Annotated in this window: 21 protein-coding genes, 1 tRNA gene and 1 pseudogene; 18 read left to right on the forward strand and 5 right to left on the reverse strand. The window is 66.7% G+C overall.

Translation table 11 applies throughout. From position 1 onward, the window contains the following. Positions 1-11 precede the first annotated feature (11 nt). Both ACVXZ4_RS03110 and ACVXZ4_RS03115 read right to left on the reverse strand, forming a co-directional pair. Positions 12-974, reverse strand: a complete 963-nt coding sequence (locus ACVXZ4_RS03110; protein WP_461796778.1) for a metallophosphoesterase — start codon at positions 972-974, stop codon at positions 12-14. After that, entirely contained in the window at positions 971-3,601 is a 2,631-nt protein-coding gene (locus tag ACVXZ4_RS03115; RefSeq protein WP_461796779.1) for a transglycosylase domain-containing protein, read from the reverse strand. Before ACVXZ4_RS03115 ends, ACVXZ4_RS03110 begins: the two co-directional genes overlap by 4 nt. Before the next feature lie 50 nt (positions 3,602-3,651). Here ACVXZ4_RS03115 and ACVXZ4_RS03120 point away from each other — a divergent pair. Next, positions 3,652-3,795, forward strand: a pseudogene (locus ACVXZ4_RS03120) (DUF4177 domain-containing protein); the annotation flags it as partial. A gap of 17 nt (positions 3,796-3,812) precedes the next feature. Continuing rightward, positions 3,813-4,274 (forward strand): RidA family protein, encoded by a 462-nt coding sequence (locus ACVXZ4_RS03125; protein WP_461796780.1) that lies wholly within the window; start codon positions 3,813-3,815, stop codon positions 4,272-4,274. 235 nt (positions 4,275-4,509) lie between these two features. On the opposite strand, the gene acs is transcribed toward ACVXZ4_RS03125, so the two are convergent. After that, the gene (acs, locus tag ACVXZ4_RS03130; RefSeq protein ID WP_461796781.1) at positions 4,510-6,468 is read right to left on the reverse strand and encodes an acetate--CoA ligase; all 1,959 of its coding nucleotides are present in this window, start codon (positions 6,466-6,468) and stop codon (positions 4,510-4,512) included. 389 nt (positions 6,469-6,857) lie between these two features. Here acs and ACVXZ4_RS03135 point away from each other — a divergent pair, with 389 nt between their 5' ends. From ACVXZ4_RS03135 to ACVXZ4_RS03190, 12 genes are all read left to right on the forward strand, one after another. Further along, entirely contained in the window at positions 6,858-7,910 is a 1,053-nt protein-coding gene (locus ACVXZ4_RS03135; protein WP_461796782.1) for a TadA family conjugal transfer-associated ATPase, read from the forward strand. Continuing rightward, complete coding sequence (locus ACVXZ4_RS03140; protein ID WP_461796783.1) at positions 7,900-8,850, forward strand: type II secretion system F family protein; 951 nt, start codon at positions 7,900-7,902, stop codon at positions 8,848-8,850. The genes ACVXZ4_RS03135 and ACVXZ4_RS03140 overlap by 11 nt, the downstream gene beginning before the upstream one ends. A 106-nt stretch (positions 8,851-8,956) precedes the next feature. Further along, positions 8,957-9,133: a DUF4244 domain-containing protein gene (locus tag ACVXZ4_RS03145; protein WP_461796784.1), complete on the forward strand. Its 177-nt coding sequence runs from the start codon at positions 8,957-8,959 to the stop codon at positions 9,131-9,133. 37 nt (positions 9,134-9,170) lie between these two features. Continuing rightward, a complete protein-coding gene (locus ACVXZ4_RS03150; protein WP_461796785.1) occupies positions 9,171-9,473 on the forward strand; it encodes a TadE family type IV pilus minor pilin in 303 nt (100 codons plus the stop codon). Next, entirely contained in the window at positions 9,473-9,859 is a 387-nt protein-coding gene (locus ACVXZ4_RS03155; protein ID WP_461796786.1) for an Rv3654c family TadE-like protein, read from the forward strand. Before ACVXZ4_RS03150 ends, ACVXZ4_RS03155 begins: the two co-directional genes overlap by 1 nt. A 164-nt stretch (positions 9,860-10,023) precedes the next feature. Next, positions 10,024-12,867, forward strand: a complete 2,844-nt coding sequence (gene topA / locus ACVXZ4_RS03160) for a type I DNA topoisomerase (protein WP_461796787.1) — start codon at positions 10,024-10,026, stop codon at positions 12,865-12,867. Between the two features lie 6 nt (positions 12,868-12,873). Beyond that, positions 12,874-13,500, forward strand: coding sequence for a dTMP kinase (gene tmk, locus ACVXZ4_RS03165; RefSeq protein ID WP_461796788.1), 627 nt, complete (start codon positions 12,874-12,876; stop codon positions 13,498-13,500). 39 nt (positions 13,501-13,539) lie between these two features. Further along, entirely contained in the window at positions 13,540-14,715 is a 1,176-nt protein-coding gene (locus ACVXZ4_RS03170) for a DNA polymerase III subunit delta' (protein WP_461796789.1), read from the forward strand. Between the two features lie 3 nt (positions 14,716-14,718). Beyond that, a complete protein-coding gene (locus ACVXZ4_RS03175; RefSeq protein WP_461796790.1) occupies positions 14,719-16,263 on the forward strand; it encodes an alpha/beta hydrolase in 1,545 nt (514 codons plus the stop codon). Then, positions 16,257-17,789, forward strand: coding sequence for an alpha/beta hydrolase (locus ACVXZ4_RS03180; RefSeq protein ID WP_461796791.1), 1,533 nt, complete (start codon positions 16,257-16,259; stop codon positions 17,787-17,789). The genes ACVXZ4_RS03175 and ACVXZ4_RS03180 overlap by 7 nt, the downstream gene beginning before the upstream one ends. A 49-nt stretch (positions 17,790-17,838) precedes the next feature. After that, positions 17,839-18,480 (forward strand): TetR/AcrR family transcriptional regulator, encoded by a 642-nt coding sequence (locus tag ACVXZ4_RS03185; protein ID WP_461796792.1) that lies wholly within the window; start codon positions 17,839-17,841, stop codon positions 18,478-18,480. 43 nt (positions 18,481-18,523) lie between these two features. After that, a tRNA-Thr gene (locus tag ACVXZ4_RS03190) sits at positions 18,524-18,596 on the forward strand. Positions 18,597-18,600: 4 nt separating this feature from the next. Here the strand turns inward: ACVXZ4_RS03190 and ACVXZ4_RS03195 are convergent. Then, the gene (locus ACVXZ4_RS03195) at positions 18,601-19,263 is read right to left on the reverse strand and encodes a dihydrofolate reductase family protein (RefSeq protein WP_461796793.1); all 663 of its coding nucleotides are present in this window, start codon (positions 19,261-19,263) and stop codon (positions 18,601-18,603) included. A 162-nt stretch (positions 19,264-19,425) separates the two neighbouring features. Here ACVXZ4_RS03195 and ACVXZ4_RS03200 point away from each other — a divergent pair, with 162 nt between their 5' ends. From ACVXZ4_RS03200 to ACVXZ4_RS03215, 4 genes are all read left to right on the forward strand, one after another. Next, the gene (locus ACVXZ4_RS03200; RefSeq protein ID WP_461796794.1) at positions 19,426-19,770 is read left to right on the forward strand and encodes a YciI family protein; all 345 of its coding nucleotides are present in this window, start codon (positions 19,426-19,428) and stop codon (positions 19,768-19,770) included. After that, on the forward strand, positions 19,734-21,014 hold the full coding sequence (locus ACVXZ4_RS03205; RefSeq protein ID WP_461796795.1) for an RNA polymerase sigma factor: 1,281 nt from the start codon (positions 19,734-19,736) through the stop codon (positions 21,012-21,014). The genes ACVXZ4_RS03200 and ACVXZ4_RS03205 overlap by 37 nt, the downstream gene beginning before the upstream one ends. 142 nt (positions 21,015-21,156) lie before the next feature. Beyond that, complete coding sequence (locus ACVXZ4_RS03210) at positions 21,157-21,924, forward strand: alpha/beta fold hydrolase (protein WP_461797916.1); 768 nt, start codon at positions 21,157-21,159, stop codon at positions 21,922-21,924. An 84-nt stretch (positions 21,925-22,008) separates the two neighbouring features. Further along, entirely contained in the window at positions 22,009-22,605 is a 597-nt protein-coding gene (locus ACVXZ4_RS03215) for a CGNR zinc finger domain-containing protein (protein ID WP_461796796.1), read from the forward strand. 57 nt (positions 22,606-22,662) lie between these two features. Here ACVXZ4_RS03215 and ACVXZ4_RS03220 read toward each other — a convergent pair whose 3' ends face one another. Then, the gene (locus tag ACVXZ4_RS03220; protein ID WP_461796797.1) at positions 22,663-25,098 is read right to left on the reverse strand and encodes an ATP-dependent DNA ligase; all 2,436 of its coding nucleotides are present in this window, start codon (positions 25,096-25,098) and stop codon (positions 22,663-22,665) included. Positions 25,099-25,173 lie beyond the last annotated feature (75 nt).

Here is a 25,173-nt window from a genome sequence, read left to right on the forward strand (position 1 = left end):
AACGGGCCTTGTCAAGAATAGCTGATATCTCGGGCCGTGAGTGTCAACAGTGTCGCCTCGGGCGGGCACGCGAATCGAACCGGTGCGTAGATGGATGTCCCGAGCCCCGCCGACACGTTGAGATAGGCCGTGCGGCGCGCGTGAGTCCACAGGCTGAGGCCCTTCACCTGGTCGCGGGGGATGTCGCAATTGGTCACCAGAGCGCCGTATCCGGGCACGCAGACCTGGCCGCCGTGCGTGTGTCCGGCGAGGATCAGCTCGGAGCCGTAGGTGACGAGGGAGTCGAGCACGCGCTGGTAGGGCGAGTGGGTAAGGCCGATGGTGATGGGGTTCGGCCCGCCCTCTTCATCCTGCCAGCCCACGTTCTCACGCATCTCGTCCAGTGCTCCGGGCAGCTTCGCGAGCTTGTCCCACCCGACGTGGGCGTCGTTCACCCCGAGGAATTCGAGGCGGGATCCCTTGATGCTCATGGCCCGGGCGGTGTTGTTGAGGTCGAGCCAGCCGAGCCCCTCCAGGTAGGAGGTGAGTCGGGGCGTGTCCAGTCGCGGCTGGGCGTGCTCCACCTCCGACGGCGCGGTGAAGTAGGTGAAGGGGTTCTTGGCGACGGGACCGAAATAGTCGTTGGACCCGTGCACGAAGACTCCGGGGATGCCGCGGAACGGCTCCAGCGCATACTCGACACCCTCGATCCCGCGTTCGTGGCCGAGATTGTCGCCGGTATCCACCACCAGGTCCGGCTCATAGACCGCCAGTCCGCGGATCCACTCCTGCTTCGCCCTCTGCCAGGGGGCCATGTGCAGGTCGGCGAGGTGCAGGACCGTCAGTGGTCGCGCTCCCGGCTGGAGCACGGGCACCGTGTGGGTGCGCACTGTGAAGCGATTCCGCTCGACAAGGGTGCCCCACGCGAGGGCCCCGAGGCCGAGCGCGGCGAGGGCTACCGCAGCCGACCCCGCCCGTTCGGATGCCCTGCTCACTTGGGGCAGGCCCCGCCTGGGTCGCTTCCATCCGGCTTGCCGTAAACAGTGAGGGTCACCGGATCTGTCTTCGTGGCCGCAGAGCCGGAGGACGGATTGGAGGCCTGCACGATGCACATACTGTCGCTTTGGCCGGGCAACGGATTGCCCTTCGCCCACTGGTAGCTGATGTTGCCCGGATCGAAGCCGGCACTCGCGATCGCCGCATCCGCGACCTGGCGGGTGAGCCCGGTGACGGCCGGCATCGTCGTCGCGAGGCTCCCGTCACTCGTGTATACGGTGATGCCCGCGCCAGAGGGCACCTTCGATCCGGCCGCGGGATCCGTTCGGGTGACGCGCCCGGCGGGCAGGCCGGAGGCCTCTGGCCCGCCGTCCTTGAATTCGAACTGGAGGCTGCTGAGCACCGCCTGCGCCTGGGCCGAGGTCTGCCCGACGACGTTCGGAACCGTGGCGGAGGAGCCACCGAGCATTGCGGCGGATGCTGCGGGGAAGCTCTTCGCGCCGGGATACTTCGCATTGGCAGGCTTCATGATCGCTTTGAAGATGTTGAAGCGCGACGTCGACGCATAGTTGCCGCGGGTGATCGGGTTCGTCACCTTGCGGAGACTGGCGTGGCCGACGACGTTCCCGGTCCACACGGCTGTCGCAATCTTGGTCGTTGTACCCATGATCCAGACGTGGTCCGCAGTGTTTCCTGTTCCGGTCTTTCCGCCGATCGCAATGCCGTCACGCGGATTCCCGGGCGAGCTGGTACCGCTCTGCATGCTGCCCGCCATCGCGTTCAAAGTGCCCGCGGACACATCGGCTGTGAGTGCCTGGTTGCACGTCTGCGCCTGGCCCGGGAGCTTCTTTCCGGACGCATCGACCAGACTGTCAATGACGATCGGCTCACAGTGCAGACCGCCGAAGCCGACTCCCGCTGCTGCGGCCGCAATCGTCAGGGGAGCCTGCTCGTTGGAACCGAGGATGAAGTTAGGGATCGTCTCGAGAGCTCGTCCGTCGGCTCGATGGGCCCCAAGGGTCATCGCGGTATCCCGGATGGAACAGAGGTCCTGCCTCTCGGCCATGTGCATGAAGGCGTTGTTGACCGATCCGATCAGGGCTGCCTTCACGGTCATGAATCCACCGCGGGAGTTTCCATCGTTCTGAAGCTTCTGCGGAGCGGTGCCACCAAGCGGAACCCCATCGCATTTGAATGCGTTGTTGTTGTAGTACTGCGGGCCCGTTCCATCGACAAGGTCATTGAGGCCATGACCATTTTGGAGCCAGTTCGCGAGGTCGAAGACCTTGAATGTCGAGCCGGTGGGGAATCCTCCCGAGCCGCCGTAGGGAAAGTCAGTACTGAAGTTCACCGCAGTGGTGGTCTGGGCGTCGGCACCGGGAGCGTCGTCGAAGAGTTTGTTCTGGTCCATGACCAGGATCCGGCCCGTGCCGCCCTCCACGGTGTCTGCTGCCGCGCCGAGCGGGAATCTCGCCTCGGTCGGGGGAGCCTGTTGGGCGAGACTGTCGTGCGCTGCTTTCTGGAGGTCGAGGTCGATCGAGGTGTAGACCTTGTAGCCGCCCTTGTCCCAGTTGGCTTGGCGCTCTGCCGGAGTGTCCCCGAGCGAATTCACCACCGGAGCCGCACCCGGGAACTTGCCCGGGTCGACGGTCGAGGTGATGAGTTTCGTCACGTAGTCGCACGGCCATTTGGCGTAGTCCACTATCGCGTTGCGACACCCGTTGTACTGGGGTGTGATCTTCACGTAGGACTCGATCGGGGTGGCGATCGCATCATCGTGCTGCTTCTGGGTGATGTGCTTCGCCGAGAGCATGGAGTTCAGGATCTGGTCCCGGCGAAGCTTGTTGGCCGGGTAGCGCTTGGGGTCGAGCAGGTTCTGCGAGGTGGGCTGCTGCACGATGGCGATGAGGCTCGCGGCCTGGGGAAGCGTCACGTCTTTGGCGGAGACCCCGAAGTAGAGCTGTGCTGCGGACTCCACTCCGTACGTGTTCGATCCCATTCCCACGATGTTGAGGTACCCGAGAAGGATTTCCTTCTTCGTATAGACCTTGTCGAGTCCGATCGCGAGCTTCATCTCCTTGAGCTTGCGGTCGATGGAGTATCCGCTCGCGGCCGCGATTGCGGCGTCGCGTTCCTTGCCGGTCTTCGTGGTGAACGCATCCTGCACGAGGATGTTCTTCACCAACTGCATGTCGAGGGTCGAGCTTCCGCTCGTTCCGTTGGACGACTGGGTGGTGTTCTTCACCGCGGCGCGCGCGATGGAGGGGATGTCGACCCCGCCGTGCGAATAGAAGCGGCGGTCTTCGCCGTCGACCGCTCCCTGCTTGAGGAAGGGGGACACGGCATCCCAGCCCACGACCTGGCGGTTCTGCTTGTAGATGGTGGCGATCTTCTCGGGCTGTCCGCCGCGCATCGCGAGGATCTGGTTCTGCTGGGAGGGAGAGTCGATCTTGATCGAGTCGGGGAGGTTCTCGAAGATATCGATCGAGCCCTGTGCCGTCATGCTGGTGACGGCGATGGCCGGGGTGACCATCGCGGTGACCAGGACGCCCGCGAGAACGCTGAAACCGAGGAGGCCGAGCACGCCTCCGAGCACGCCGGACGGCTTCAATTTTTGGGCAGACATAGAATCAGGGTAAGGGATGATCACCCTGTCGAACCTGAAGGGATGCCGGGATGACCTCGTGGGAATATGTCACCACACCGCTGATCGTGCACAATACCGCCGCGATTCTCAACAACTGGGGTTCGGAGGGCTGGGAGCTCGTGCAGGTCGTGACCGGACCAGAGGGCGGACTCGTCGCCTACTTCAAGCGCCCCAAGAAGGAAGAGAACTGATGCCTGTCATCGCCGACCGACTCATCGAGCTCGGGCTCGAACTCCCCTCCCTTGCAACGCCCGCCGGCGCCTACATCCCGGCCGTCGTCAGCGGCAACCTCGTCTTCACCTCCGGGCAGCTTCCGTTCGTCGCCGGCTCGCTTCCCGCCACCGGCAAGGTCGGCGGCTCCGTTTCGGCGGAGGATGCCAAGACCTACGCCGCCACGTGCGTCTTGAACGCGCTCGCCGCGGTGCAGTCCGCGATCGGATCGCTGGATCGGGTGACCCGCGTGGTGAAGGTCGTCGGATTCGTGTCATCCGACCCCTCCTTCACCGGCCAGCCGGGAGTGATCAACGGGGCCTCCGAGCTGCTCGGCGAGATCTTCGGCGACGCCGGGGTGCATGCCCGCAGCGCCGTGGGTGTCGCCGTCCTGCCCCTGGACTCGCCGGTCGAGGTGGAACTCGTCGTCGAGTTCGCCTGATCCGCGGGTCTCGACACGCTCGCTGGCGCTCGCTACTCGACCAGCAGGTTCCGCGGGTCTCGACACGCTCGCTGGCGCTCGCTACTCGACCAGCAGGTTCTGAGGGTCTCGACACGCTCGCTGGCGCTCGCTACTCGACCAGCAGGTTCTGAGGGTCTCGATACGCGCCGAAGATGGCGCTACTCGACCAGCAGGTTCTGCCGATCGAGTAGGGCGCCCAGCGCCCGTGTCGAGATCACTTCAACCGGTCGCTGATGATCTGCATCACCGAAGTGTCGGCCAGCGTGGTCGTATCGCCGATGTCCCGTCCCTCCGCGACATCCTGCAGTAGTCGGCGCATGATCTTGCCCGAGCGCGTCTTCGGCAGTTCCGCGACGATGAAGATCTGGCGCGGACGCGCGATCGCGCCGATCTGCTCGGCGACATGCATCCGCAAGAGCGCGCTCGCGTCATCCGGGCTGTGGGTGTCGGCGTGCTCGCTTCGCAGGATCACGAAGGCGACGACGGCCTGGCCGGTGGCCTCGTCCGCTGCGCCGACGACCGCCGACTCAGCGACGATCGGATGCGACACCAGCGCCGACTCGATCTCTGCGGTCGAGAGTCGATGGCCGGAGACGTTCATCACATCGTCGACGCGACCGAGCAGCCAGATGTCGCCGTCCTCATCGAGCCTGGCGCCGTCGCCGGCGAAGTAGAGGGGGCCCGCGAACTTCGACCAGTAGGTCTCGACGAATCGATCCGGGTCGCCCCAGATGCCGCGCAGCATCGACGGCCAGGGCTCGGTCACGACCAGAAGGCCCCCGCCGCCGGGCGGCACGCCGTTGCCTGCTTCGTCGAGCACGTCGATTGAGATCCCGGGCACCGCGACCTGGGCTGAACCGGGCTTCAGGATCGTCACGCCGGGCAGCGCCGACACCATGATCGCGCCGGTCTCCGTCTGCCACCAGGTGTCGACGATGGGCGTCGTCCCGCCACCGATGACGTCGCGGTACCAGACCCAGGCTTCCGGATTGATGGGCTCGCCGACGCTGCCGAGCAGGCGCAGGGACGTCAGGTCGAAGTCATCCGGAACCTGTCGTCCGAGCTTCATGAACGAACGGATGGCCGTGGGGGCCGTGTAAAAGATTGTCACGCCGTACTTCTGGATGATCTCCCACCAGCGTCCACCGTGGGGCGCATCCGGGGTGCCCTCGTAGAGCACCTGGGTCGCGCCGTTCGCGAGCGGCCCGTAGACGACATAGCTGTGCCCGGTGATCCATCCCACGTCGGCGGTGCACCAGTAGACATCCGACTCGGGCTTCAGATCGAAGACATTCTTGTGGGTGAAGGCTGCCTGGGTGAGGTAGCCACCACTCGTGTGCAGGATTCCCTTCGGCTTGCCGGTGGTGCCGGAGGTATAGAGGATGAACAGCGGCGTCTCCGCGGGGAAGGGCTGCGCTTCGTGTTCGGCTTCCACCCCCGCCATCGCCTCATGCCACCAGAGATCGCGGTCCTCGACCCAGTCGATCTCGTTGTCGCCACGCTTCACGACCAGCACGTTCTCGACGGTGTGCTCGCCCTCTTTCGCAAGAGCCGCATCCACCGCGGGTTTGAGGGCGCTGACCTTGCCTTTGCGCCATCCGCCGTCCGCGGTGATCACGAGTTTGGCGCTCGCGTCATCGACACGGGACCGGATGCTGTCGGCGCTGAAGCCGCCGAAGATCACCGAGTGCACCGCACCGATGCGGGCGACGGCGAGCATGGCGATCACCGCCTCGGGGATCATCGGGAGATAGACGGCCACCCGGTCCCCCTTCTCGATACCGAGGGAGGTGAGCAGGTTGGCCGCGCGCTTGACCTCTGCGGTGAGCTCGGCGTAGCTGATGTCGCGGCTGTCGCCGGGCTCGCCTTCCCAGTGCAGCGCAATGCGATCGCCGTTGCCCGCGAGCACATGGCGATCGAGGCAGTTGTAGGCGACATTGAGTTCGCCGTCTTCGAACCAGGTGGCGAAGGGTGCGTTCGACCAGTCGAGATCCTTGGTGAAGGGCGTGTTCCAGTGGAGGAGTTCGCGGGACTGTCTCGCCCAGAACCCGAGGCGATCGGCCGTGGCCTCGTCATAGAGCACGGCGGTGGCCACCGCCGTGGCTCGAAATTCCGGGCTCGGCGGAAAGCGTCGTTCCTCATGCTGCAGGCTGTCAATGGAAGTGTTGGACATTGGAATCCCTCGCGACGGCAGCGGGCGTCGATGCCCGCGCTGAGTAGTCCTCCGATCCTAAACCGACCTCGGGTTGCGCCCGATTGCGCCCATTCTGAGAGTGTCCCCTGATCGCGGGTGTTTGTCTCTTGCGCCGGTGTTGTGCCGGAGTACACTGGGGTCGTTGAATGCAAATTCGATAAGCAACGCGCAGTGATTCCCCCCAATCCAGCGTTGCTGTGGCGGCGCCGGTTCCCCCCAACAGGCGCCGCCCCTCTCTGTTAACGGACCGTATTTTCACTGGGGCGTTCGGGCGGCTCCCCTCCCTCGTCGGTGCCCTTGGGTCTGGTTCTCCACAGCTCGCCTCCGTGGAGGGTCGGCGGGATGCCGAGAGCGAATACCGTCGTCGAATGCCACCCGCCGATCCGTTCGACCCGTCCCTCTCGATCGCCTCGGGCACGGACCGCTTCGTCGCCCGGCGTGCCGGTTCAGTGGCGATTGCCGTCACGCGCCGGCTCTCGGGCGCCGGTCTCGAGCTCGACGAATTCGGCCCGCTCGCCTCCTTCGTCGCGGATCCCGCGGTGACGGATGTCTTCGTCAACGGTCCGGGGCAGGTGTGGGTAGACCGCGGTGAAGGCACGGTGCTTCGGCAGGGTATCGCTCTCGACGAACAGACCCTGCGCACTCTCGCCGTGCGGCTGGTGGGACTCGGCGGGCGTCACATCGACGAGGCAACACCGTGCGTCGACGTGCGGTTGCACGACGGCATCCGGGTGCATGCGGTGCTTCCCCCGATTTCGCCCGTCGGTACGCTCCTCTCTATCCGCCTGCCGCGAGTCGAGACGCTCGGCCTCGGCGACCTGGCGGCCGCCGGCTTCTTCTCGGCGCTCGATCTCGCGACCGTGGCGGATCTCGTCGCCCGGCGGCAGAACCTGCTCATCACCGGGGCCGGCGGCAGCGGCAAGACCACGCTGCTCGCCGCGCTGCTGTCGAGTGCGGCACCCGGCGACCGCATCATCGCGATCGAGGATGTGGGCGAACTGCGGGTGGCGCATCCGCAGTTCATCTCGCTCGAGGCGCGACAGGCCAATCTCGAGGGTGCCGGCCAACTCGGCCTCGAGCGACTGGTACGTGAGGCCCTGCGGATGCGCCCCGACCGGCTTGTGCTCGGCGAGTGTCGCGGGGCCGAGATCCGCGAACTGCTCTCCGCGCTCAACACCGGCCACGACGGCGGGGCCGGCACACTGCACGCCAATTCGCTCGAGGATGTGCCCGCGCGGATCGAAGCCCTCGGAGCGCTCGCCGGAATGAGCCCGACGGCCATCGCGCGCCAGACCGTGAGTGCAATCGGCACGGTGCTCCATCTCGAACGGGATCGCGACAGCCGGCGACTGGCTCAGATCGGGCACTTCGAACTGGATCACCGGGATCGGCTTCGGATGGTCGAGTCGCATGTCGCGTAGCGAGCGCACCGCCGATCTCGAGCCGCTCGCCTCGGTGGTGCAGCGACTGGGAGTGCTTCTCGCGGCCGGGGTCCCGCCCGCCTCGGCGTGGGCCTATGTCGCCGAAGCGGCACGGGGAAGTTGCGCGGAGTCGGCGCGCGATATCGCCGCGAGTGCGGCACGGGGCGGATCGATCGCCGATGCCGTCGTCGATGTCGCCCGATCCCGCCGGTCGGATGCGACGGCCTGGCGCGGACTCGCCGCCGCGTGGCTAGTCGCAACCGACGCCGGTGCTCCACTCGCCACCACGCTCAGCGAACTCGCGGCCTCGCTACGGTCGCTCGCTCAGAACCAACGGGATCTCGCCACGGCGCTCGCCGGACCAGTGGCGACCGCTCGAATGGTGATGGTGCTTCCCGTCGTCGGAATCCTGTTCGGCATGGCCCTCGGATTCGACTCGATCCGGGTGCTGTTCACGACCCCACCCGGTCTGGCCTGCCTCGCTCTCGGACTGCTGCTGATGCTGCTCGCCCAGTTGTGGAATCGCCGCCTTCTTCGACGGGCGCGCCCGACAGACCTCACTCCCGGTCTCGCGCTCGATCTGATGGCGATCGCCGTCTCCGGGGGAGCGTCGCTGTCCCGCGCAGAACGGGCGGTGGCGGATGCCCGGGAGACCTGCGGGATCGCGAGCGACGGCAGCGTGGCCAGCGACGGCAGCGATTCCGCGATCGCCGAGGTTCTCGCGCTCAGCCGTCGAGCTGGAATCCCGGCGGCGGCGCTGCTGCGCAGCGAGGCGACCGAGGCCCGGCGTGCAGCGCGCAGCGCCGGCGAGCGCACGGCTGCGACGCTCGCGGTGACGTTGATGCTGCCCCTCGGGTTGTGCATCCTGCCCGCCTTCATGCTCCTCGGGGTCGCTCCGCTGCTGATCGCCGTCGTCTCGTCCACAGTCTCCGGGTTGTGAGGGAAGTGCACGGGTGCGGGGCGGAGGATACGTCGCCGCTGTCGGGGCGAGCACTATCGACGTGTCCGGCACCGCGCCGGCCACAGAGAGAAAGGAACGGGTCACCATGAAGCGACTGCGTTCGATACTGAGACGGGAAGACGGCGCTGCGACCGCCGAATATGCGATCGCCACAATGGCAGCGGTCGGATTCGCCGGGCTGCTCGTCGCGATACTGCGCAGCGACGAGGTGCGCGGAATGCTCACCGAGCTCGTGCATCGTGCGCTCACCTTCGCGGGCTGAGCCGCCCCCACTCCGGTCCCGGCCCGACCGGGGGAGCGTGACGGCGGAGTTCGCCACGGTGATTCCGGCGGTGCTTCTCGTGCTCGCCGCGTGTCTCGCCGGACTGCAGGTCGCCACCCAACAAGTGCGGCTGCAGCAGGTTGCGGCCATGGCGGCGCGCAGCGTCGCACGGGGCGAAGCGGTGGGGACATCCACGCTCGTGCCCGGATCCACACTGCGGGTAGAGCATCGGGGCGACCTGGCCTGCGTCACGGCCTCCGCTCGCGGGTCGACGGTCGGTTCGTGGATCGGAGCGGTGACGGTGAGCGCATCGAGCTGCGCGCTGGACGGAGGCCGGTGATGTGCTCCCGGCAGGGTGGTGAACAGGGGTCGGGCTCTGTGCTCGCGGTGGCCGTAGTCGCCGCGATGCTTCTGCTGTTCTCGCTTGTGCTGCCGATCACGACGGTGGTGTCGGCGCAGCAGCGGGCAGCGGGCGCGGCCGATGCTGCGGCGATCGCGGCGGCGGATGTCGCGGTCGGCATCCTGCCCGGAAGCCCGTGCCCGGTGGCGGCGACCGTCACCGCCGCGAACGCCGCGCGACTGGACGGATGCCTCATCGACGGCACCACCGCGACGGTGCGGGTCACCACCTCGGTGCTCGGGTTCGCCGTGTCGGCGCGCGCCACTGCGGGCCGTCCGGTCGGCGACGTGGCGGGCGCGACCGGGCCCACTGGGGGAAGCGGATGAAGCCGCTGTCAGGCATCTGTGTGTATGGTGTGCGTGTCGGGACCACAACCGATATCTCCGAATCGCGGTGCGTAGCATCAGCGGCGCCGCCCTAGGCTGGGCGAGGTTTCGTTTCACCCGGAGACCCATAGAGGCGGCGGGAGCCGCAGTAGTCGAGGAGTCAAGTGCCTGGCACGAAGAAGCTGGTCATAGTCGAGTCGCCCGCAAAGGCGAAGACGATTGCCCAGTACCTGGGCGACGGATACGAGGTGCTGGCTTCGGTCGGTCACATCCGCGACCTGATCGAGCCTAAAAACCTGCCGCCGGAGCTCAAGAAGGGCTCGCTCGGCAAGTTCTCCATCGACGTGGAGAACGGGTTCCTCCCCTATTACGTCGTCTCCGACCAGAAGAAGAAGACGGTCGCCGACCTCAAGCGCGCGCTCAAGGGCGCCGATGAGCTCTATCTCGCAACTGATGAGGACCGCGAGGGTGAGGCCATCGCCTGGCACCTCCTCGATGAGCTGAAGCCCAAGGTCCCCGTGAAGCGGATGGTGTTCCACGAGATCACCAAGGAGGCGATCGAGCGGGCCCGCGACAACACCCGGGACATCGATACCGCCCTCGTCGACGCGCAGGAGACCCGCCGCATCCTCGACCGCCTCTACGGCTACGAGATCTCCCCGGTGCTCTGGCGCAAGATCGGCCCTGGCCTCTCTGCCGGACGCGTGCAGTCCGCCGCCACCCGGCTCGTCGTCGACCGCGAGCGCGAGCGACTTGCTTTCGTCGCCGCCGGCTATTGGGACCTCTCCGCACTTCTCGCGGCCTCGGAAGGCTCAACGCCGTTCGAGTCCCGCCTCGCCCGACTCGACGGCGTGCGCGTGGCCACCGGCCGCGACTTCGACGACAAAGGCCAGCTCAAGGCCTCCACCAACGGAAAGGCGGATGCCGTAGCACTCGACGAGCAGGCCGCGACCGCCCTCGCCGAGGCGCTGCGCGATCCCGCCGTCAACGTCGTCGTGTCTTCGGTCGACTCGAAGCCGTACACCCGCCGTCCCGCGGCGCCCTTCAGCACCTCGACGCTGCAGCAGGAGGCCGCGCGCAAGCTGCGCTTCTCCGCTCGCCAGACCATGAGCGTGGCGCAGGGCCTGTACGAAAACGGGTACATCACCTATATGCGTACCGACTCGCTCAACCTCTCGCAGCAGGCGATGACCGCTGCCCGCAGCCAGGCGGCGTCCCTCTACGGTGCCGAGAGCGTCTCCGAGAAGCCGCGAACCTATGCCAGCAAGAGCAAGAATGCGCAGGAGGCCCACGAGGCGATCCGTCCGGCGGGTGACACTTTCCGCACGCCCGGCCAGCTCGAGGGCACCCTGCGCGGCAACGATTGGAAGCTCTACGACCTCATCTGGAAGCGCACCATCGCCTCGCAGATGGCAGACGCCAAGGGCATGACGGCCTCCGTCGTCATCACCGCGGGCCCGGTGCAGGGCACGACGATGGCCGAGTTCGCCGCGAGCGGCACGGTCATCACCTTCCGCGGATTCCTGCAGGCCTATGAGGAGAGCCGCGACGAGGAGCGCAATGACGCCGCAGAGCCCGCAGAGGCCAAGCTGCCGCCGCTCACCGTCGGACAGGCGCTGACGGTGGCCGATGTCGAGGCCAAGGGACACGAGACCAGCGCCCCGCCCCGCTACACGGAAGCGAGCCTGGTCAAGACCCTCGAAGAGCTGGGGATCGGTCGCCCGTCGACCTATGCGTCGATCATCTCGACCATCATCGATCGGGGGTATGTGACCCCTCGCGGCACCGCGCTCGTGCCCAACTGGATCGCCTTCTCGGTGGTGCGACTGCTCGAGGACTTCTTCTCCGACCTGGTGGAGTACGACTTCACCGCGGGGATGGAAGACGACCTCGACCGCATCGCCGACGGCAAGGAAGATCGCGTCGACTGGCTCAACAGCTTCTACTTCGGCAGCGAGAAGCACCGGGGCCTCCGCAGCGTCATCGACAATCTCGGTGAGATCGATGCGAAGAGCATCAACTCGATCAAGCTCGATGACGAGGTCACTCTCCGAATCGGCAAGTACGGACCATACCTCGAGGTCGTTGACGAGGATGCTGCGCCCGAGGCGACCCCGCGCCGCGTGAACATCCCGCCGGAGCTCGCCCCCGACGAACTCACCGTCGCGAAGGCGCACGAGCTGATCGATGCCCCGGTCGTCGTGGACCGTGTGATCGGGGTCAACCCCGAGAACGGTAAGAATGTCGTCGCGAAAGACGGTCGTTTCGGGCCATACATCACGGAAGTTGATCCCGAACCCGAGGCCGTCGAGACTGTCGAGCCCCCGGTCGCCGAACCCATCGTGGATGCCGCAACCGGCGAGATCATCGAGCCGAAGAAGAAGCGGGCCGCGCCCAAGAAGGCCGCCGCTGTGAAACCGCGCACGGCATCCATCTTCAAGTCGATGGACCTCGCGACCGTCGATCTGGACACCGCCCTTCGCTTGCTGGCGCTGCCGCGAGTCGTCGGCCAGGATCCGGAGAGCGGCGAGGAGATCACGGCCCAGAACGGCAAGTTCGGCCCCTACCTCAAGAAGGGCGCCGACACCCGCTCGCTCACCGAAGAAGACCAGATCTTCGAGATCGACCTTGCGGGTGCGATCGAGCTCTATGCCCAGCCGAAGTACGGCGCGCGCCGGGCATCCAGTGCTCTCAAGGAGTTCGATGCCGACCCCGAGAGCGGCAAGCCGATCCGCATCAAGGACGGTCGCTTCGGCGCCTATGTCACCGACGGCGTGACCAATGTCACGATCCCGCGCGGAGAGACGATCGAGGAGATCGACTTCGAACGCGCGGTGCAGATGCTCGCCGACAAGCGCGCGAAAGGTCCCGTGGTGAAGAAGACGGCGGCGAAGAAGCCCGCCGTGAAGAAGCCTGCCGTGAAGAAGCCCGCCGCGAAGAAGCCCGCCGCGAAGAAGCCGGTCGCAAATGCGGCGAAGTCGGCCACGACGTCCGAGCCGGCACAGTAGGCCCCCGTGAGCGGTGGAACCGGCCTGTTCATCACTTTCGAAGGCGGTGACGGGTCGGGTAAATCGACGCAGGCGAGCCTGCTCGCGGACTGGCTCACGGCATCCGGTCACACGGTGGAGCGCTCGCGCGAGCCCGGCGGCACCGAGCTCGGGCTCGAGTTGCGCGAGATGGTCTTGCACCGGCGCGGTCACATCGCGCCGCGCGCCGAGGCTCTGATCTACGCCGCCGACCGCGCCCACAACATCGCGACGAAGGTCCGGCCGGCAATCGACCGCGGCGACATCGTGATCCAGGATCGCTACCTCGATTCCTCAGTCGCCTACCAGGGTGCCGGGCGGGTGCTCGACCCCACCGAGGTGCGGAATATCTCGCTCTGGGCGACCGAGGGGTTCCTTCCGCACCTGACGATCCTGCTCGACCTCGACGAGACGATCGGGCGGGAGCGGCTGGATGAGGCACGCACCAAATACGACCGCCTCGAGGCCGAGAAGAGCGACTTCCACTCCCGGGTGCGCGCCGGCTTCCTCACTCTCGCGGCGGCGGAACCCGAGCGCTTCCTCGTGCTGCCGGCCACCGACTCGATCGAGTCGATCGCGGCCGCGATCCGCGTGCGGGTCGCATCCCTTCTCTGAGCGCACAGCCCGGTCAGCCGCTCCGCTTAGGCTTGGCGCATGACCGTGTGGGACGAATTGACCGGCCAGTCGGAGGCGATCGCGATCTTCCGTGCGGCCGCAGCCGACTCGACGCTCGGTGATTCTCCGATCGGCGACTCGGCGATGACCCACTCCTGGCTCATCACCGGCCCGCCCGGGTCCGGTCGGTCGAATCTCGCCTACGCCTTCGCGACGGCTCTTCTCAGTCCCGCCGCCACCGGCGGTGTGGGCAACCCCGAGGGCGACGAAGCCACGCGTCGCCAGGTCGCCGCCCGCACCCATCCCGACCTGGCCGTGCTCAGCACCGAGGGCGTCATCATCAAGATGGAGGATGTGCGCCGCCTGGTCGCCAGCTCGAACTTCTCGCCATCGGTGAGCCGTTACCGCGTGATCGTGATCGAAGACGCCGACCGCATGCAGGAGCGCACCTCCAACGTGCTACTGAAGGCTCTCGAGGAACCGCCGCCGCGCACGGTCTGGATCCTCTGCGCGCCGAGCGAGGCGGACTTGCTTCCCACCATCCGTTCCCGCGTGCGCAGCGTGAGACTGCGGGTTCCGGATGTGGCGGAGGTGGCCGAGCTCATCGCCAAGCGCGACGACGTGGACCTCGCCACCGCCACCCGGGCCGCCCGCGAGTCGCAGAGCCACATCGGCATGGCCCACCGCCTCGCGACGAACGAGGATGCGCGCCGCCGCCGCCAGCAGACCATCGAGATCGCGCTCGGCATCCATACCGTCTCGGGAGCGGTCATCGCCGCGGCGAGACTGCTCGAGCTCGCGGGGGAGGATGCAAAGGCGATCACCGAGGAACGCGACGCCGAGGAGCGAGAGAGTGCACTTCGGTCGCTGGGGGTCGAGCCGGGCGGCACCATCCCTCCGGCCCTCCGCGCCCAGTTGCGTACTTTGGAGGAAGACCAGAAGCGACGGGCCACCCGCAGCCTGCGCGACGGCATCGATCGAATCATGGTGGACCTGCTCTCGCTGTACCGCGACATCCTTCTTCTGCAGCTTGGCGTCGACACAGAGCCGATCAACCTCGCGATCTTCTCCCAGCTGACGACGGCGAGCGCGGCCTCGACCGCCGCCGAGACCCTCGCCACGATGGATGCCATCGCCACCGCCCGCAAGCGCATCGACGGCAACGTGGCTCCGGCCCTCGCCCTCGAGGCGATGCTGATCTCGACCGCTCGCTGAGGGATGACAGTGACCACTCGAACCACCCGCACCGTGCTCGTCGCGGCGGCGCTCGCGATCATCCTGCCGCTCACCGGCTGTGTCGCGTCGTTCCTACCGAAGGCGCCGAGCACGAGGTCGACCCCGACGACCGAGAGGGTGAGCGCAGACCTCGAGCCGTTCTACAGCCAGGTGCTGAAATGGAAGTCCTGCGAGGGCGGCGACTTCCAGTGCGCTACCGCCAGGGCCCCGATGGACTGGAAGAATCCCGCGACCAAGTCGATCGATCTCGCGCTCATCCGCAAGCCGGCGACCGGCACCGCGCTCGGCTCGCTTCTGGTCAACCCGGGCGGTCCCGGCGGATCGGGCTACGACTTCATCCGCGACAGCCTCGACTACGCGGTAGACGCGAAACTCCAGCAGAACTATGACATCGTGGGCTTCGACCCGCGCGGGGTGAACAAGTCGTCGGCGGTGAAGTGCTACCAGGATCCGGCCGATATGGACAAGTACCTCTTCGACGTCTCGCCCAATCCGTTCGGATCCGATGCCTGGATCGCCGACCAGCGTGTGAGCAACACCGCGTTCGGCGCGGCCTGCCTCAAGTACACGGGTGACCTGCTCGGTTTCGTCGACACCGACAGCGCCGCGCGGGATCTCGACCTGCTGCGCGCGACCCTCGGCGACAAGAAGCTCAACTACCTCGGGTACTCGTACGGAACGCTGCTCGGCGCGACCTACGCGGAGCTCTACCCCAAGAAGACCGGGCACCTCGTGCTGGACGGCGCCCTCGACCCGGCGACCACCAGCTTCGAGGTGGGCGCGACCCAGGCGCAGGGGTTCGAGAGTGCGCTGCGCGCGTACATCAAGGATTGCGAGACCGGCAAGGACTGTCCATTCACGGGATCCGTCTCCGGCGCGATGACGGAGATCCGATCCCTGCTCGACGGCCTCAATGCCAGCCCGTTGCGCAACGATGACGGGCGCGAGCTCTCGAGTAGCGTGATGTTCAACGCGATCATCTTCCCGCTCTACAACAAGTCCAACTGGTCGTATCTCACCCAGCTGTTCAGCAGCGTGATGCAGGGCGACCCGTCGGTGGCTTTCCAACTCGCGGACAGTTACTTCGGCCGCAAGGCCGACGGAACCTACAAGGACAACTCCACCGAAGCGTTCATCGCCATCAACTGCCTCGACTATGCCGCCGAGTCGACCACCGATGCGAGCCTGAGGACGGATGCAGCGAAGCTCGCCTCCCTCGCGCCGACCCTCGGCCCCCAGCTCTCCTACGACACCTCGTGTGCCTCCTGGCCCTTCCAGCCCACGCGCACGCGGGGACCGATCGCCGCGGATGGCTCGGCGCCCATCCTGGTCGTCGGCACCACGAACGACCCGGCGACGCCCTACGTCTGGGCGAAGGCGCTCGCGAATGAGCTGCAGAACGGCCATCTCATCACGTACATGGGCGAAGGCCACACCGCCTATAACAAGTCAAATTCCTGCGTGAACAACGCCGTCGACGACTTCTTCGTCGGGGGAACCGTGCCGACGAAAGACCCGAAGTGCTGACCTCGCCGAGACGACTGTCCGTGCTCGCCATCGTGGGAGTGCTGCTCCTCAGCGGGTGCACCACCACGCTTTTCCCGAGCGTCGATCACACGTCGACGCCCACCGGTGAGAGCGTTCCACCCGCGGTGGCTCCGTACTACCACCAGACGCTCACCTGGAAAGACTGCGGAAAGAACCAGCAGTGCGCGACGGCCACCGCGCCGATGGACTGGGACCACCCCTCCAAGGCGACGGATATCTCGCTCGCCCTCACCCGGGCATCCGCCACCGGCACCCGGCTCGGGTCGTTGTTCGTGAACCCCGGAGGGCCAGGGGCGTCCGGCTACGACCTGGTGCACGACGACCTGGACTATGCGGCGTCGAAGACCCTGCGGCGCAGCTACGACGTGATCGGCTGGGACCCGCGCGGGGTCGGCCGGTCGACTCCGGTCACCTGCTACGACGACAAGAAGCTCGATGAATTCATCTACGGCGTGGCGAAGAATCCGGTGAACAGTCCGGCCTGGGTCGCCGAGGTGGCCGGTCAGGCGAAGGACTTCGCCGCATCCTGCCTGAAGAACACCGGTCCGGCGCTCGAATTCGTCGACACGCAGAGCACGGTGCACGACCTCGACATGCTTCGGGCGGTCGTCGGGGACAAGAAGCTCAATTACCTCGGGTACTCCTATGGCAGCGACATCGGCATGTACTACACCGACCGCTTCGCGAAGAAGGTCGGGCACGTGGTGCTCGACGGATCCACGGACTCGACGCTCTCGCTGTTCGACGTCAACCTCACGCAGTCCACCGGCTTCGAAGACGCCCTCAAGGCCTACCTCGCCGACTGTCCGTCTACCAAGAACTGCCCGTTCCCCGGCTCGGTCGACGACAGCCTCGCGAAGATCTCTGCGCTCTACGACAAGCTCACGGTCACGCCGATCGATGCGCCCGACGGGCGGGTGCTCGACCAGAATGTGCTGGATACGGCCATCAACTCCGGCCTCTACGACAAGTCGTCGTGGCCGTATCTCAGCGATATGTTCACCGAGATCAGGAAGGGCACCACCGACACGGCATTCCTGCTCGCGGACTCCTACAACGGCCGCAACGCCGACGGCACCTACAAGGACAACTCGCTCGAAGCCTTCATCGCGATCGGATGCCTCGACTATCCGACCGAGACGGATCCGGCGGTGATCGCGAGCCAGAACGTCCAGCTCGTGAAGGCGGCCCCCACCCTCACCCGCCCATCGGTGATCGGCGACGTGACCTGCGAGAACTGGCCGTTCCACAACCGGGCGGCGCCGCCCGTAGTGAAGGGTGCCGGGGCCGCGCCGATCCTCATCCTCTCTTCCACCGGAGACCCGGCGACGCCCTACCAGTGGGGGGTCGCGCTCTCCAAGCAGCTGGAGAGCGCGCACCTCGTGACGCGTCACGGGGAGGGTCACACGGCCTACAACCGCGGCATCCCGTGCATCGACAACACCGTCGACCGGTACTTCGTCTCGGGTACCGTGCCGAAGAAAGACCCCGACTGCACCGGATGAGCGGGCGCGAGGGTTTGTGCATAATTGCAGAGAATGCAAGAATATTGACATGACACTCGATCACGCGACGGCAGGCCTTCGCGAGCGCAAGCGTCTGGCCACGGCCCGGGCGATCGAGATGGCGGCCATCGACCTGGTGGCCGAGAAGGGACTCGACCGGGTGACGGTGGACGAGATCAGTCGCATCGCCGATATCTCGCCGCGCACCTTCTTCAACTACTTCGCCTCGAAAGAGTCCGCGCTCGTCGGCGAAGCGCCGGAGCCTCCGTCCGGTGACGCCGTCGTCGCCTATGTGAATGCTCCGACCGGCACGGTGTTCGACGGCCTCGGCGCTCTCCTTGCCATCGCCGCCGAGGGCAAGACCAGCGACACCGAGCTGATGCTCAAGCGGCGAAGCCTGCTGAGGGAACACCCCCAGCTCTTCGCGATGCGCATGACCGCGATGCGAGAATTCGAGGATCGGCTGCGGGAGATCGTGGCGCAGCGGCTGGTGGCGGATGACCCGGCCCTCGCCGACGATCCGGAGCTGCTTCTCAGCCGCTCCCGTCTCATCACCAACGTGGCGTTCGGCGCGATGAAGCACGCCTGGGCCTGCTGGGCAGACAACGAGGGCGGAGTTCCGCTGCGCGCCCGGCTGAAGGATTCCTTCGACGAACTGGGTCGCATCCTCGCGCCGGTGCCCGCCGTCTGATCGGCTAAGCTTTCAGGCGTTGCCCGCGAGAAATCGCGTGCACGCCGCCTTAGCTCAGTCGGTAGAGCATCTCACTCGTAATGAGAAGGTCATCAGTTCGATTCTGATAGGCGGCTCCGTTCAGGAACTCGCGGTGCGCCGGGTGAAGACCAGGTGCACGACTCCGCTGGGGGAATCGGTCGCTTCGATATCGAAGCGCTGCTCGAGTCCTTCGAGGCCATCCCAGAGGCGTTCGCCTCGACCGAGGATGATCGGCACGAGGGCCACATGCAGATGGTCGATCAGGTCTGCTTCGAGGAATTGACGGACGGTACTGACGCCGCCGCCGATGCGCACGTCGAGGTCGCCAGCGAGGGCGCGAGCCTGCTCGAGCGCAGCGGCGGGGTCGGCGTCGACGAAATGGAAGGTCGTGCCCCCGTCCATCTCGAGCACCGGCCGAGGATGGTGTGTCAGCACGATGACAGGAGTGTGGAAGACCGGGTCATCGCCCCACCAGCCCTTCCACTCTTCGTCCTTCCAGGGTCCGCGATCGGCGCCGAATTTATTGCGTCCCATGATCTCTACACCGATCCTGGGCGCCCAGGCGCTGGCGAACGCCTCGTCGACGCCGAAGGATCCCTCCGACTCCCCGGGGATGCCCATCGCGCGGAAGGTGCGGGTACCCATGGCCCACTGCACCAGCCGTGAGCCGGCGTGACCGAACGGCGCCTCGAGTTTCTGGCCCTCGCCGGCACCGAAGCCGTCGAGGGAGATCGAGAGATTGTGCACGCGGACGAGGGACATGTGTTCTCCTGGTGTGCTCGTGGTTCGCACTCACCCTATGGCGACCTCCGCCCGAATCTCCAAATAATTCTGCAAGCTCTGTCGGATCGGGGCAGAGTTGTTCGTCGTACAGGTGAGAGGCCGCTCACGAGGGGCGCCCCAAACCGCAGGAGATGATTCGCGATGCAGTATCTGGTTTCCGTGATCGATGACGGGCAGGCTCTCGCCGCCAACAGGTCCGACTCCGCCTCACGATCCGAAGAAGTGGCCATCGACGTGTTCAACGATCGGCTCAGGGCGGAAGGCTACTGGGTGTTCGCCGGCGGGCTCGGATCCCCGAGTGCGGCCACCGTCATCGACAACCGGGGTGCAGAGCCGGTGATCACCGACGGCCCATTCGTAGAGTCGAAGGAGTTTCTCGCCGGGTTCTGGATCATCGAGGCGCCCGACCTGGACGCGGCGCTCGCGCTCGCGGCCGAGGGGTCGAAGGCGTGCAATCGCAAGATCGAGGTTCGGCCGTTCCACTAGGACCGAGCGACGCCGCAGAGGCGATCGCCCGGGCGTACCAAGACGAGTGGGCCCGGGTGTTCGCCTCCCTCGCCAGGCGGTTCGGTGATCTCGACGTCGCCGAGGAAGCCGCCAGCGACGCGTTCGCGATCGCGGTCGAGCGCTGGCCGACCGACGGCGTGCCGCCTAATCCTGGCGGCTGGCTCACCACCACGGCCAATCACAAGGCGATCGACCGGCTTCGCCAGGAGAACAAGCGCGACGAAAAGCATCGGGAGGCACAGCGGGTGTCGGACCACCTGCCGCCCGAGAGCCTCGGAGTCATCGACGATGAGCGGCTCCGGCTGATCTTCATCTGCTGCCACCCGGCACTCGCGCTCGAATCCCGTGTCGCCCTGACCCTGCGCCTGCTCGGCGGGCTCACCGTCGCGGAGATCGCACGCGCCTTCCTCGTACCCGAGAGCACTGTCGGGCAGCGGATCACCCGGGCAAAGGCAAAAATCTCGGCGGCGGGCATCCCGTATCGGGTGCCGACTGCCGCCGACCTCCCCGCGCGGGTCTCCGGCGTGCTCGTGGTGCTCTACCTGGTGTTCAACGAGGGATACCTGGCGACCGGCCGGCACACCGACCCCGTGCGGCTCGACCTCACGGGCGAAGCGATCCGGCTCACCCGACTGCTGCATTCCCTGCTGCCCGAGGACGGCGAGGTGGCCGGGCTGCTGGCGCTGATGCTGCTCACCGAGGCGCGTCGCCCGGCCCGGATCTCGCCAACGGGGGAACTGGTGACCCTCGACGAGCAGGATCGCGAGGGCTGGAGCCCGACTCTCGTCACCGAGGGCCAGCGGCTGGTGCGCGAGCGCCTGGCCAGCGGGGTGGCTCCCGGGCGTTACCAATTGCTCGCAGCGATCAACGCGGTGCACACCTCTGCCCGCGACATCCGCGACACGGACTGGTCGCAGATCGTCGCCCTCTACGACCAGCTCGCGCAGATCGACCCCTCGCCGGTCGTGGCTCTCAACCGGGCGATCGCGGTGGCCGAGGTCGATGGGCCGGCAGTGGCGCTGGCGGTCGTCGAGCGCCTCGAGAGCGCGCTGATCGGCTATCACCCCTTCCACGCCGCCCGCGCCGACCTCCAGCGAAGGCTCGGACGCACCCACGAGGCTCACGCGTCGTACGACGCGGCGATCGCCCTCGCGGGCAGCCCCGCCGAGGCATCCGCCCTGGCTCGTCGTCGTGACCGGATGCGGCCTGCCGACGACCTTTGACCTCGCGCAGGCGCCCGCTTCCTGTGAGGCCGGTGGGGTATCGGCGCTATCTTGACCTCATGCGCATCGCTCATCGAAGACCAACTTCGGAGCGCTGCCGCCCTGGTGACCGCAGGGATGCACCGGTGGAGCGATGCAGGTGATGTGGCCGCGGCGTGAGCCGCTGCTTCATATCGCCCAGCAGCATGGGGAGGGACCCACCGTCGTGCTGCTTCACGGAATCGCCTCCTCGTCGGTGACCTTCCAGAACGTGTTTCCGCTCATCGAGGGCCGACATCGTTGCATCGCGATCGACCTGCTCGGATTCGGCGGCTCCCCGATCCCCGAAGACTGCGAGTACACGGTCGCGGACCATGTCGCGGCCATCGAGCGCACCATCCGCTCCCTGCGTCTGCGCGAGCCGTTCACGCTCGTCGGCCATTCGATGGGGGCGCTGATAGCCGCGCGCTACGCCTCTCGACTGCCGCGGCAGGTTGCAAAGCTCGTGCTCGTGAGCCCACCGATCTACCTCGCTCCGACGGAACTGGCCAACGCGATCGATCGCGGGATGATGGATTTCCACCTCCGGGCGTACGAATACCTCAGGCTCAACAAACAGTTCACACTGCGCAACGCGAACGTCCTGAAGCGCCTTCTGCCGATCCCGAGCGCCGTCGAGCTCGGGGAGTCGCGCTGGACCCCCTTCGTCAAGTCACTGGAGAACTCGATCGAATCCCAGACGACCATCAGCGATCTTGCCGACGTACGCGCCCCGATCGAAGTGGTCTACGGCAGCCTCGACCAGTTCCGCTCCGAAGGCGGGCTCAAGATCGTCTCGCGGATGACCGGCGTCACCATGCACCGCGTCGAGGCCAGCGACCACCTCATCGGCAAGAGGCTCGCCCGGGTCGTGGCTGCAGCGATCGGGTGAGCCGAGACTCGTCGGCAGGGCGGCTCCCTCCAGGGCTAATGTGTAGAAAGCAAAGTATCCGTTATGTGGCGGTAGAGTAGAGATATGCGTACCCCGTCACCAGTTCCCAGGGACGCCGCTCGCGAAGCGGGCCTTGTCGTCGCAGGGGAGCCCCTTGCGGTCGATCTCGCCGATACCATCAAGCTTGCCGTGGAGCCGCAGATCGATCTCATCCCTGATGCAGCGCGCAATGGACACTTCTGGGGAATCGAACAGAGTCAGCTTCCCGAGGGTGCCGGCGTGCCCGACCTTCGCGCCACCCAGCGGCTCCGCGCCGCTATCCGGCGGCTATTCGATGCGAAGGTGGACGGCACCCCCTTCGATGACGACGCACTCGAGTTGGTCAATGGACTTGCGGCCTCCGCTGTCGCGCACCCGGAGTTGTCGACGGTCGGCGCCACCGCGGTCTCCCGCGTGAGGTGGACAGCCGAGACCCCCGGCGCACTCTCGTTGGCGGCCACGGCACGATCCGCGATCACCGTCCTGACCGGGGCTGATGCGGATCGCCTCCGCCGGTGTGCCTCGCCCACCTGCAGCATGTTCTTCGTGGCGTTGAATGCCAAGCGCCAGTGGTGCACCCCCGAAGGCTGCGGCAACCGGGAACGGGTCGCTCGGCACGCTCGGGCCGCCGCATCGGCCTAGCGGTTGCCGGCGATACGCCGCTCGGCAGGTCCTGACCGGAGCCTCCGATCATCCGCTCTACTGCTCGAGCGTCACTTCCTCGGGTTTCTTGTCCGCGCGAATGCCGCGCCAGGAGGGATGCCGGAGGCGACCGGTGGCGGTCCACTCGGCGAACTCGACCTCGCCGACAAGCCGAGGAGTGACCCAGCGTGCGCCGACGGATTCGCCGGCGGCGAGGTCATCGAACGGGCTGGTCTTCCGCGCCAGATGCTGGAGGCGTGTAAGAACGCCGTCCAGCTCGGCATCACTGAACCCGGTGCCGACTTTGCCCACATAGGAGAGTCCTCCCACTCTCGGCACTCCGAGGAGTAGCGCTCCAACCCGGCCAGCCCGATTGCCCCGCCCGGCTGTCCAGCCGCCGATCACCACCTCCTGCGTCCGATGGTGCTTGATCTTCACCCAGCTTCTGGATCGCCTGCCCGGCAGGTAGGCACTGTCCCGTCGCTTGGCCACGACTCCTTCCAGCTGAAGGGCGATGCTGCTCGCGATGGCGGCGGCCTCGTCTCCCTCGAAAGCGGGCGGCACCTGGATCGGTCCCTGCGGGGCCAGGTGTCGCTCGAGCGACCTCCGACGTTCGTCGTAGGACTTCTTGACGAGTGACTTCCCGGCAGCGGAGAGGATGTCGAAAGCCATGAACTGCACCGGCACCCTCTTGCTGGCGGCGGCCACCTCGGCTGCCTTCGTGAGCCCCATCCGGCTCTGCAGCAGCCCGAAATCGGGACGGCCCGAGCTCGACAGCGCGACTATCTCGCCGTCGATCACCACGTCGGCATCGACGGCGCTCGCGAGCATTCCCAGTTCGGGATAGCTCGCAGTCACGTCGACTCCATTGCGGCTGGTGAGGGTCACGGCTCCGTCTTCGACCGTTGCGATGGCGCGGATGCCATCCCACTTCATCTCGAAGGCCCACTCGTCCTCGGAGGTGAGCCGGCCGGCCGCACCGGCCGTTGCGAGCATCGGTCGGATCGCGCCCACCGAAGTTCGACCCGATCCGACCACCGTGCGCGCCCGTCGCTCTCTCGCGGTGTCTGTCGATGCATCCGACATCAGGTGGATGAGCCAGTTGTTCTCGGCCCGCCCGCTTCCACCGGTATGGATGAGCGCATACCGGTGCGAGCCGTGGTTGACGCCGTGCAGAGTCGCGATCACCTCCGCGCCTTCGCGCCATTTCTCCAGCTCGAAGGTGCCGGAATCCCAGATCGACACCTCACCACCACCGTATTCTCCGGCCGGAATGCTGCCCTCGAAGGTGCCGTACTCGAGGGGATGGTCCTCGGTCTGCACGGCGAGATGGTTGTGGGTGGAATCCGTCGGAACGCCCTTCGGCAGAGCCCAACTGACGAGCACTCCCTCGTGTTCGAGCCGGAAGTCCCAGTGCAGCCGACGGGCATGATGCTCCTGGATGACGAAGCTGTCGCCGATCGTCGCGGGCGCGTGCCCGGTCGGAACCGGCTCCGGGGTCTTCGCCGCGTCGCGCTTGCGGCGATACTCGGCTAAGCGATCACGACTGGACTCGGATGCCGCGAATCGAGCCTGATGCTCGGGCGTGGGCTCCAGCGAATCGAGGTGCGCCGCCGTCAGGGGCGCCAGGAGGTCCCCGCGCCGTTTCAGCCGCGAAAGCACCTCCGGGTATTCGAGCTGTCGGAGGCCCTCCGCCTCGAGTTCCCGCCACGTTCGCGGCGCTGCGACTGTCGGCCGATCTCGGCCACGCAGCGAATACGGGGTGATCGTCGTCTTTGCCCCGTTGTTCTGACTCCAATCCACGAGCACCCTGCCCCGTCGCAGGGCCTTCTTCATGTCGCTGACGACCAGGCTCGGATGGTCGGCCTCCAGCGCGCGCGCGAGCTCCCTGGCAACCGCGCTGACCGCATCCGCATCCTGGGAGCCGTCGAGCGGGGCATAGAGGTGGATGCCTGTGCTGCCGCTGGTCACCGGAATCGAGCGGAGGCTCATGTCGTCGAGGATCGCCTTGGCGAAACGCGCGACCTCCGCGCACTCCCTGAGCCCGACGCCGTCGCCCGGATCGAGGTCGAGCACAAGGCGGTCCGGCATCAGCGGATGCCCGGTGCGTCCGAATCGCCACTGCGGCACATGGATCTCCAGCGCGGCGATCTGGCCGAGCCAGGTCAGGGTCGCGAGATCGTTCACGAGGGGATACTCGTTCGCGTGCCCGGTGTGCTCGATGGTGCGCCGTCTGACCCAGGACGGCGTCGACTCGTCGAGATTCTTCTGGAAGAACATCTCGCCGGGATGCGCGGTGGTGCCGACGCCGTCGACCCAGCGCTTGCGGGTGGCGGGGCGGTCCGCCGCATGGGCGATCAGGAACTGCCCGACCGCCGCGTAGTAAGAGAGCACATCACTCTTCGTCGTCTGCGTCTCGGGATAGAGGATCTTGTCGAGATTGGTGAGGGTGATTCGATGGCCGTCGACTTCCACCACTGCCTTCTGCGGCATCGCGCCCTCTTCCGCAAGATTCTCGTCTACCCATCGTGCATCGAACAGCGGATGGCATCCAGTGCTTGACTTCGG

This window comes from Lacisediminihabitans sp. FW035, assembly GCF_054880895.1.

Bases quoted from the DNA above. Each gene is read 5' to 3' on its own strand.
- ACVXZ4_RS03145 (WP_461796784.1), top strand. From the start codon at position 8,957: ATGAAGCGACTGCGTTCGATACTGAGACGGGAAGACGGCGCTGCGACC.
- ACVXZ4_RS03195 (WP_461796793.1), bottom strand. From the start codon at position 19,263: ATGTCCCTCGTCCGCGTGCACAATCTCTCGATCTCCCTCGACGGCTTC.
- acs (WP_461796781.1), bottom strand. From the start codon at position 6,468: ATGTCCAACACTTCCATTGACAGCCTGCAGCATGAGGAACGACGCTTT.
- ACVXZ4_RS03115 (WP_461796779.1), bottom strand. From the start codon at position 3,601: ATGTCTGCCCAAAAATTGAAGCCGTCCGGCGTGCTCGGAGGCGTGCTC.
- ACVXZ4_RS03170 (WP_461796789.1), top strand. From the start codon at position 13,540: ATGACCGTGTGGGACGAATTGACCGGCCAGTCGGAGGCGATCGCGATC.
- ACVXZ4_RS03200 (WP_461796794.1), top strand. From the start codon at position 19,426: ATGCAGTATCTGGTTTCCGTGATCGATGACGGGCAGGCTCTCGCCGCC.
- ACVXZ4_RS03185 (WP_461796792.1), top strand. From the start codon at position 17,839: ATGACACTCGATCACGCGACGGCAGGCCTTCGCGAGCGCAAGCGTCTG.
- ACVXZ4_RS03210 (WP_461797916.1), top strand. From the start codon at position 21,157: ATGTGGCCGCGGCGTGAGCCGCTGCTTCATATCGCCCAGCAGCATGGG.
- ACVXZ4_RS03135 (WP_461796782.1), top strand. From the start codon at position 6,858: ATGCCACCCGCCGATCCGTTCGACCCGTCCCTCTCGATCGCCTCGGGC.
- ACVXZ4_RS03175 (WP_461796790.1), top strand. From the start codon at position 14,719: ATGACAGTGACCACTCGAACCACCCGCACCGTGCTCGTCGCGGCGGCG.
- ACVXZ4_RS03220 (WP_461796797.1), bottom strand. From the start codon at position 25,098: ATGCCGCAGAAGGCAGTGGTGGAAGTCGACGGCCATCGAATCACCCTC.
- ACVXZ4_RS03140 (WP_461796783.1), top strand. From the start codon at position 7,900: ATGTCGCGTAGCGAGCGCACCGCCGATCTCGAGCCGCTCGCCTCGGTG.
- ACVXZ4_RS03125 (WP_461796780.1), top strand. From the start codon at position 3,813: ATGCCTGTCATCGCCGACCGACTCATCGAGCTCGGGCTCGAACTCCCC.
- ACVXZ4_RS03155 (WP_461796786.1), top strand. From the start codon at position 9,473: ATGTGCTCCCGGCAGGGTGGTGAACAGGGGTCGGGCTCTGTGCTCGCG.
- ACVXZ4_RS03215 (WP_461796796.1), top strand. From the start codon at position 22,009: ATGCGTACCCCGTCACCAGTTCCCAGGGACGCCGCTCGCGAAGCGGGC.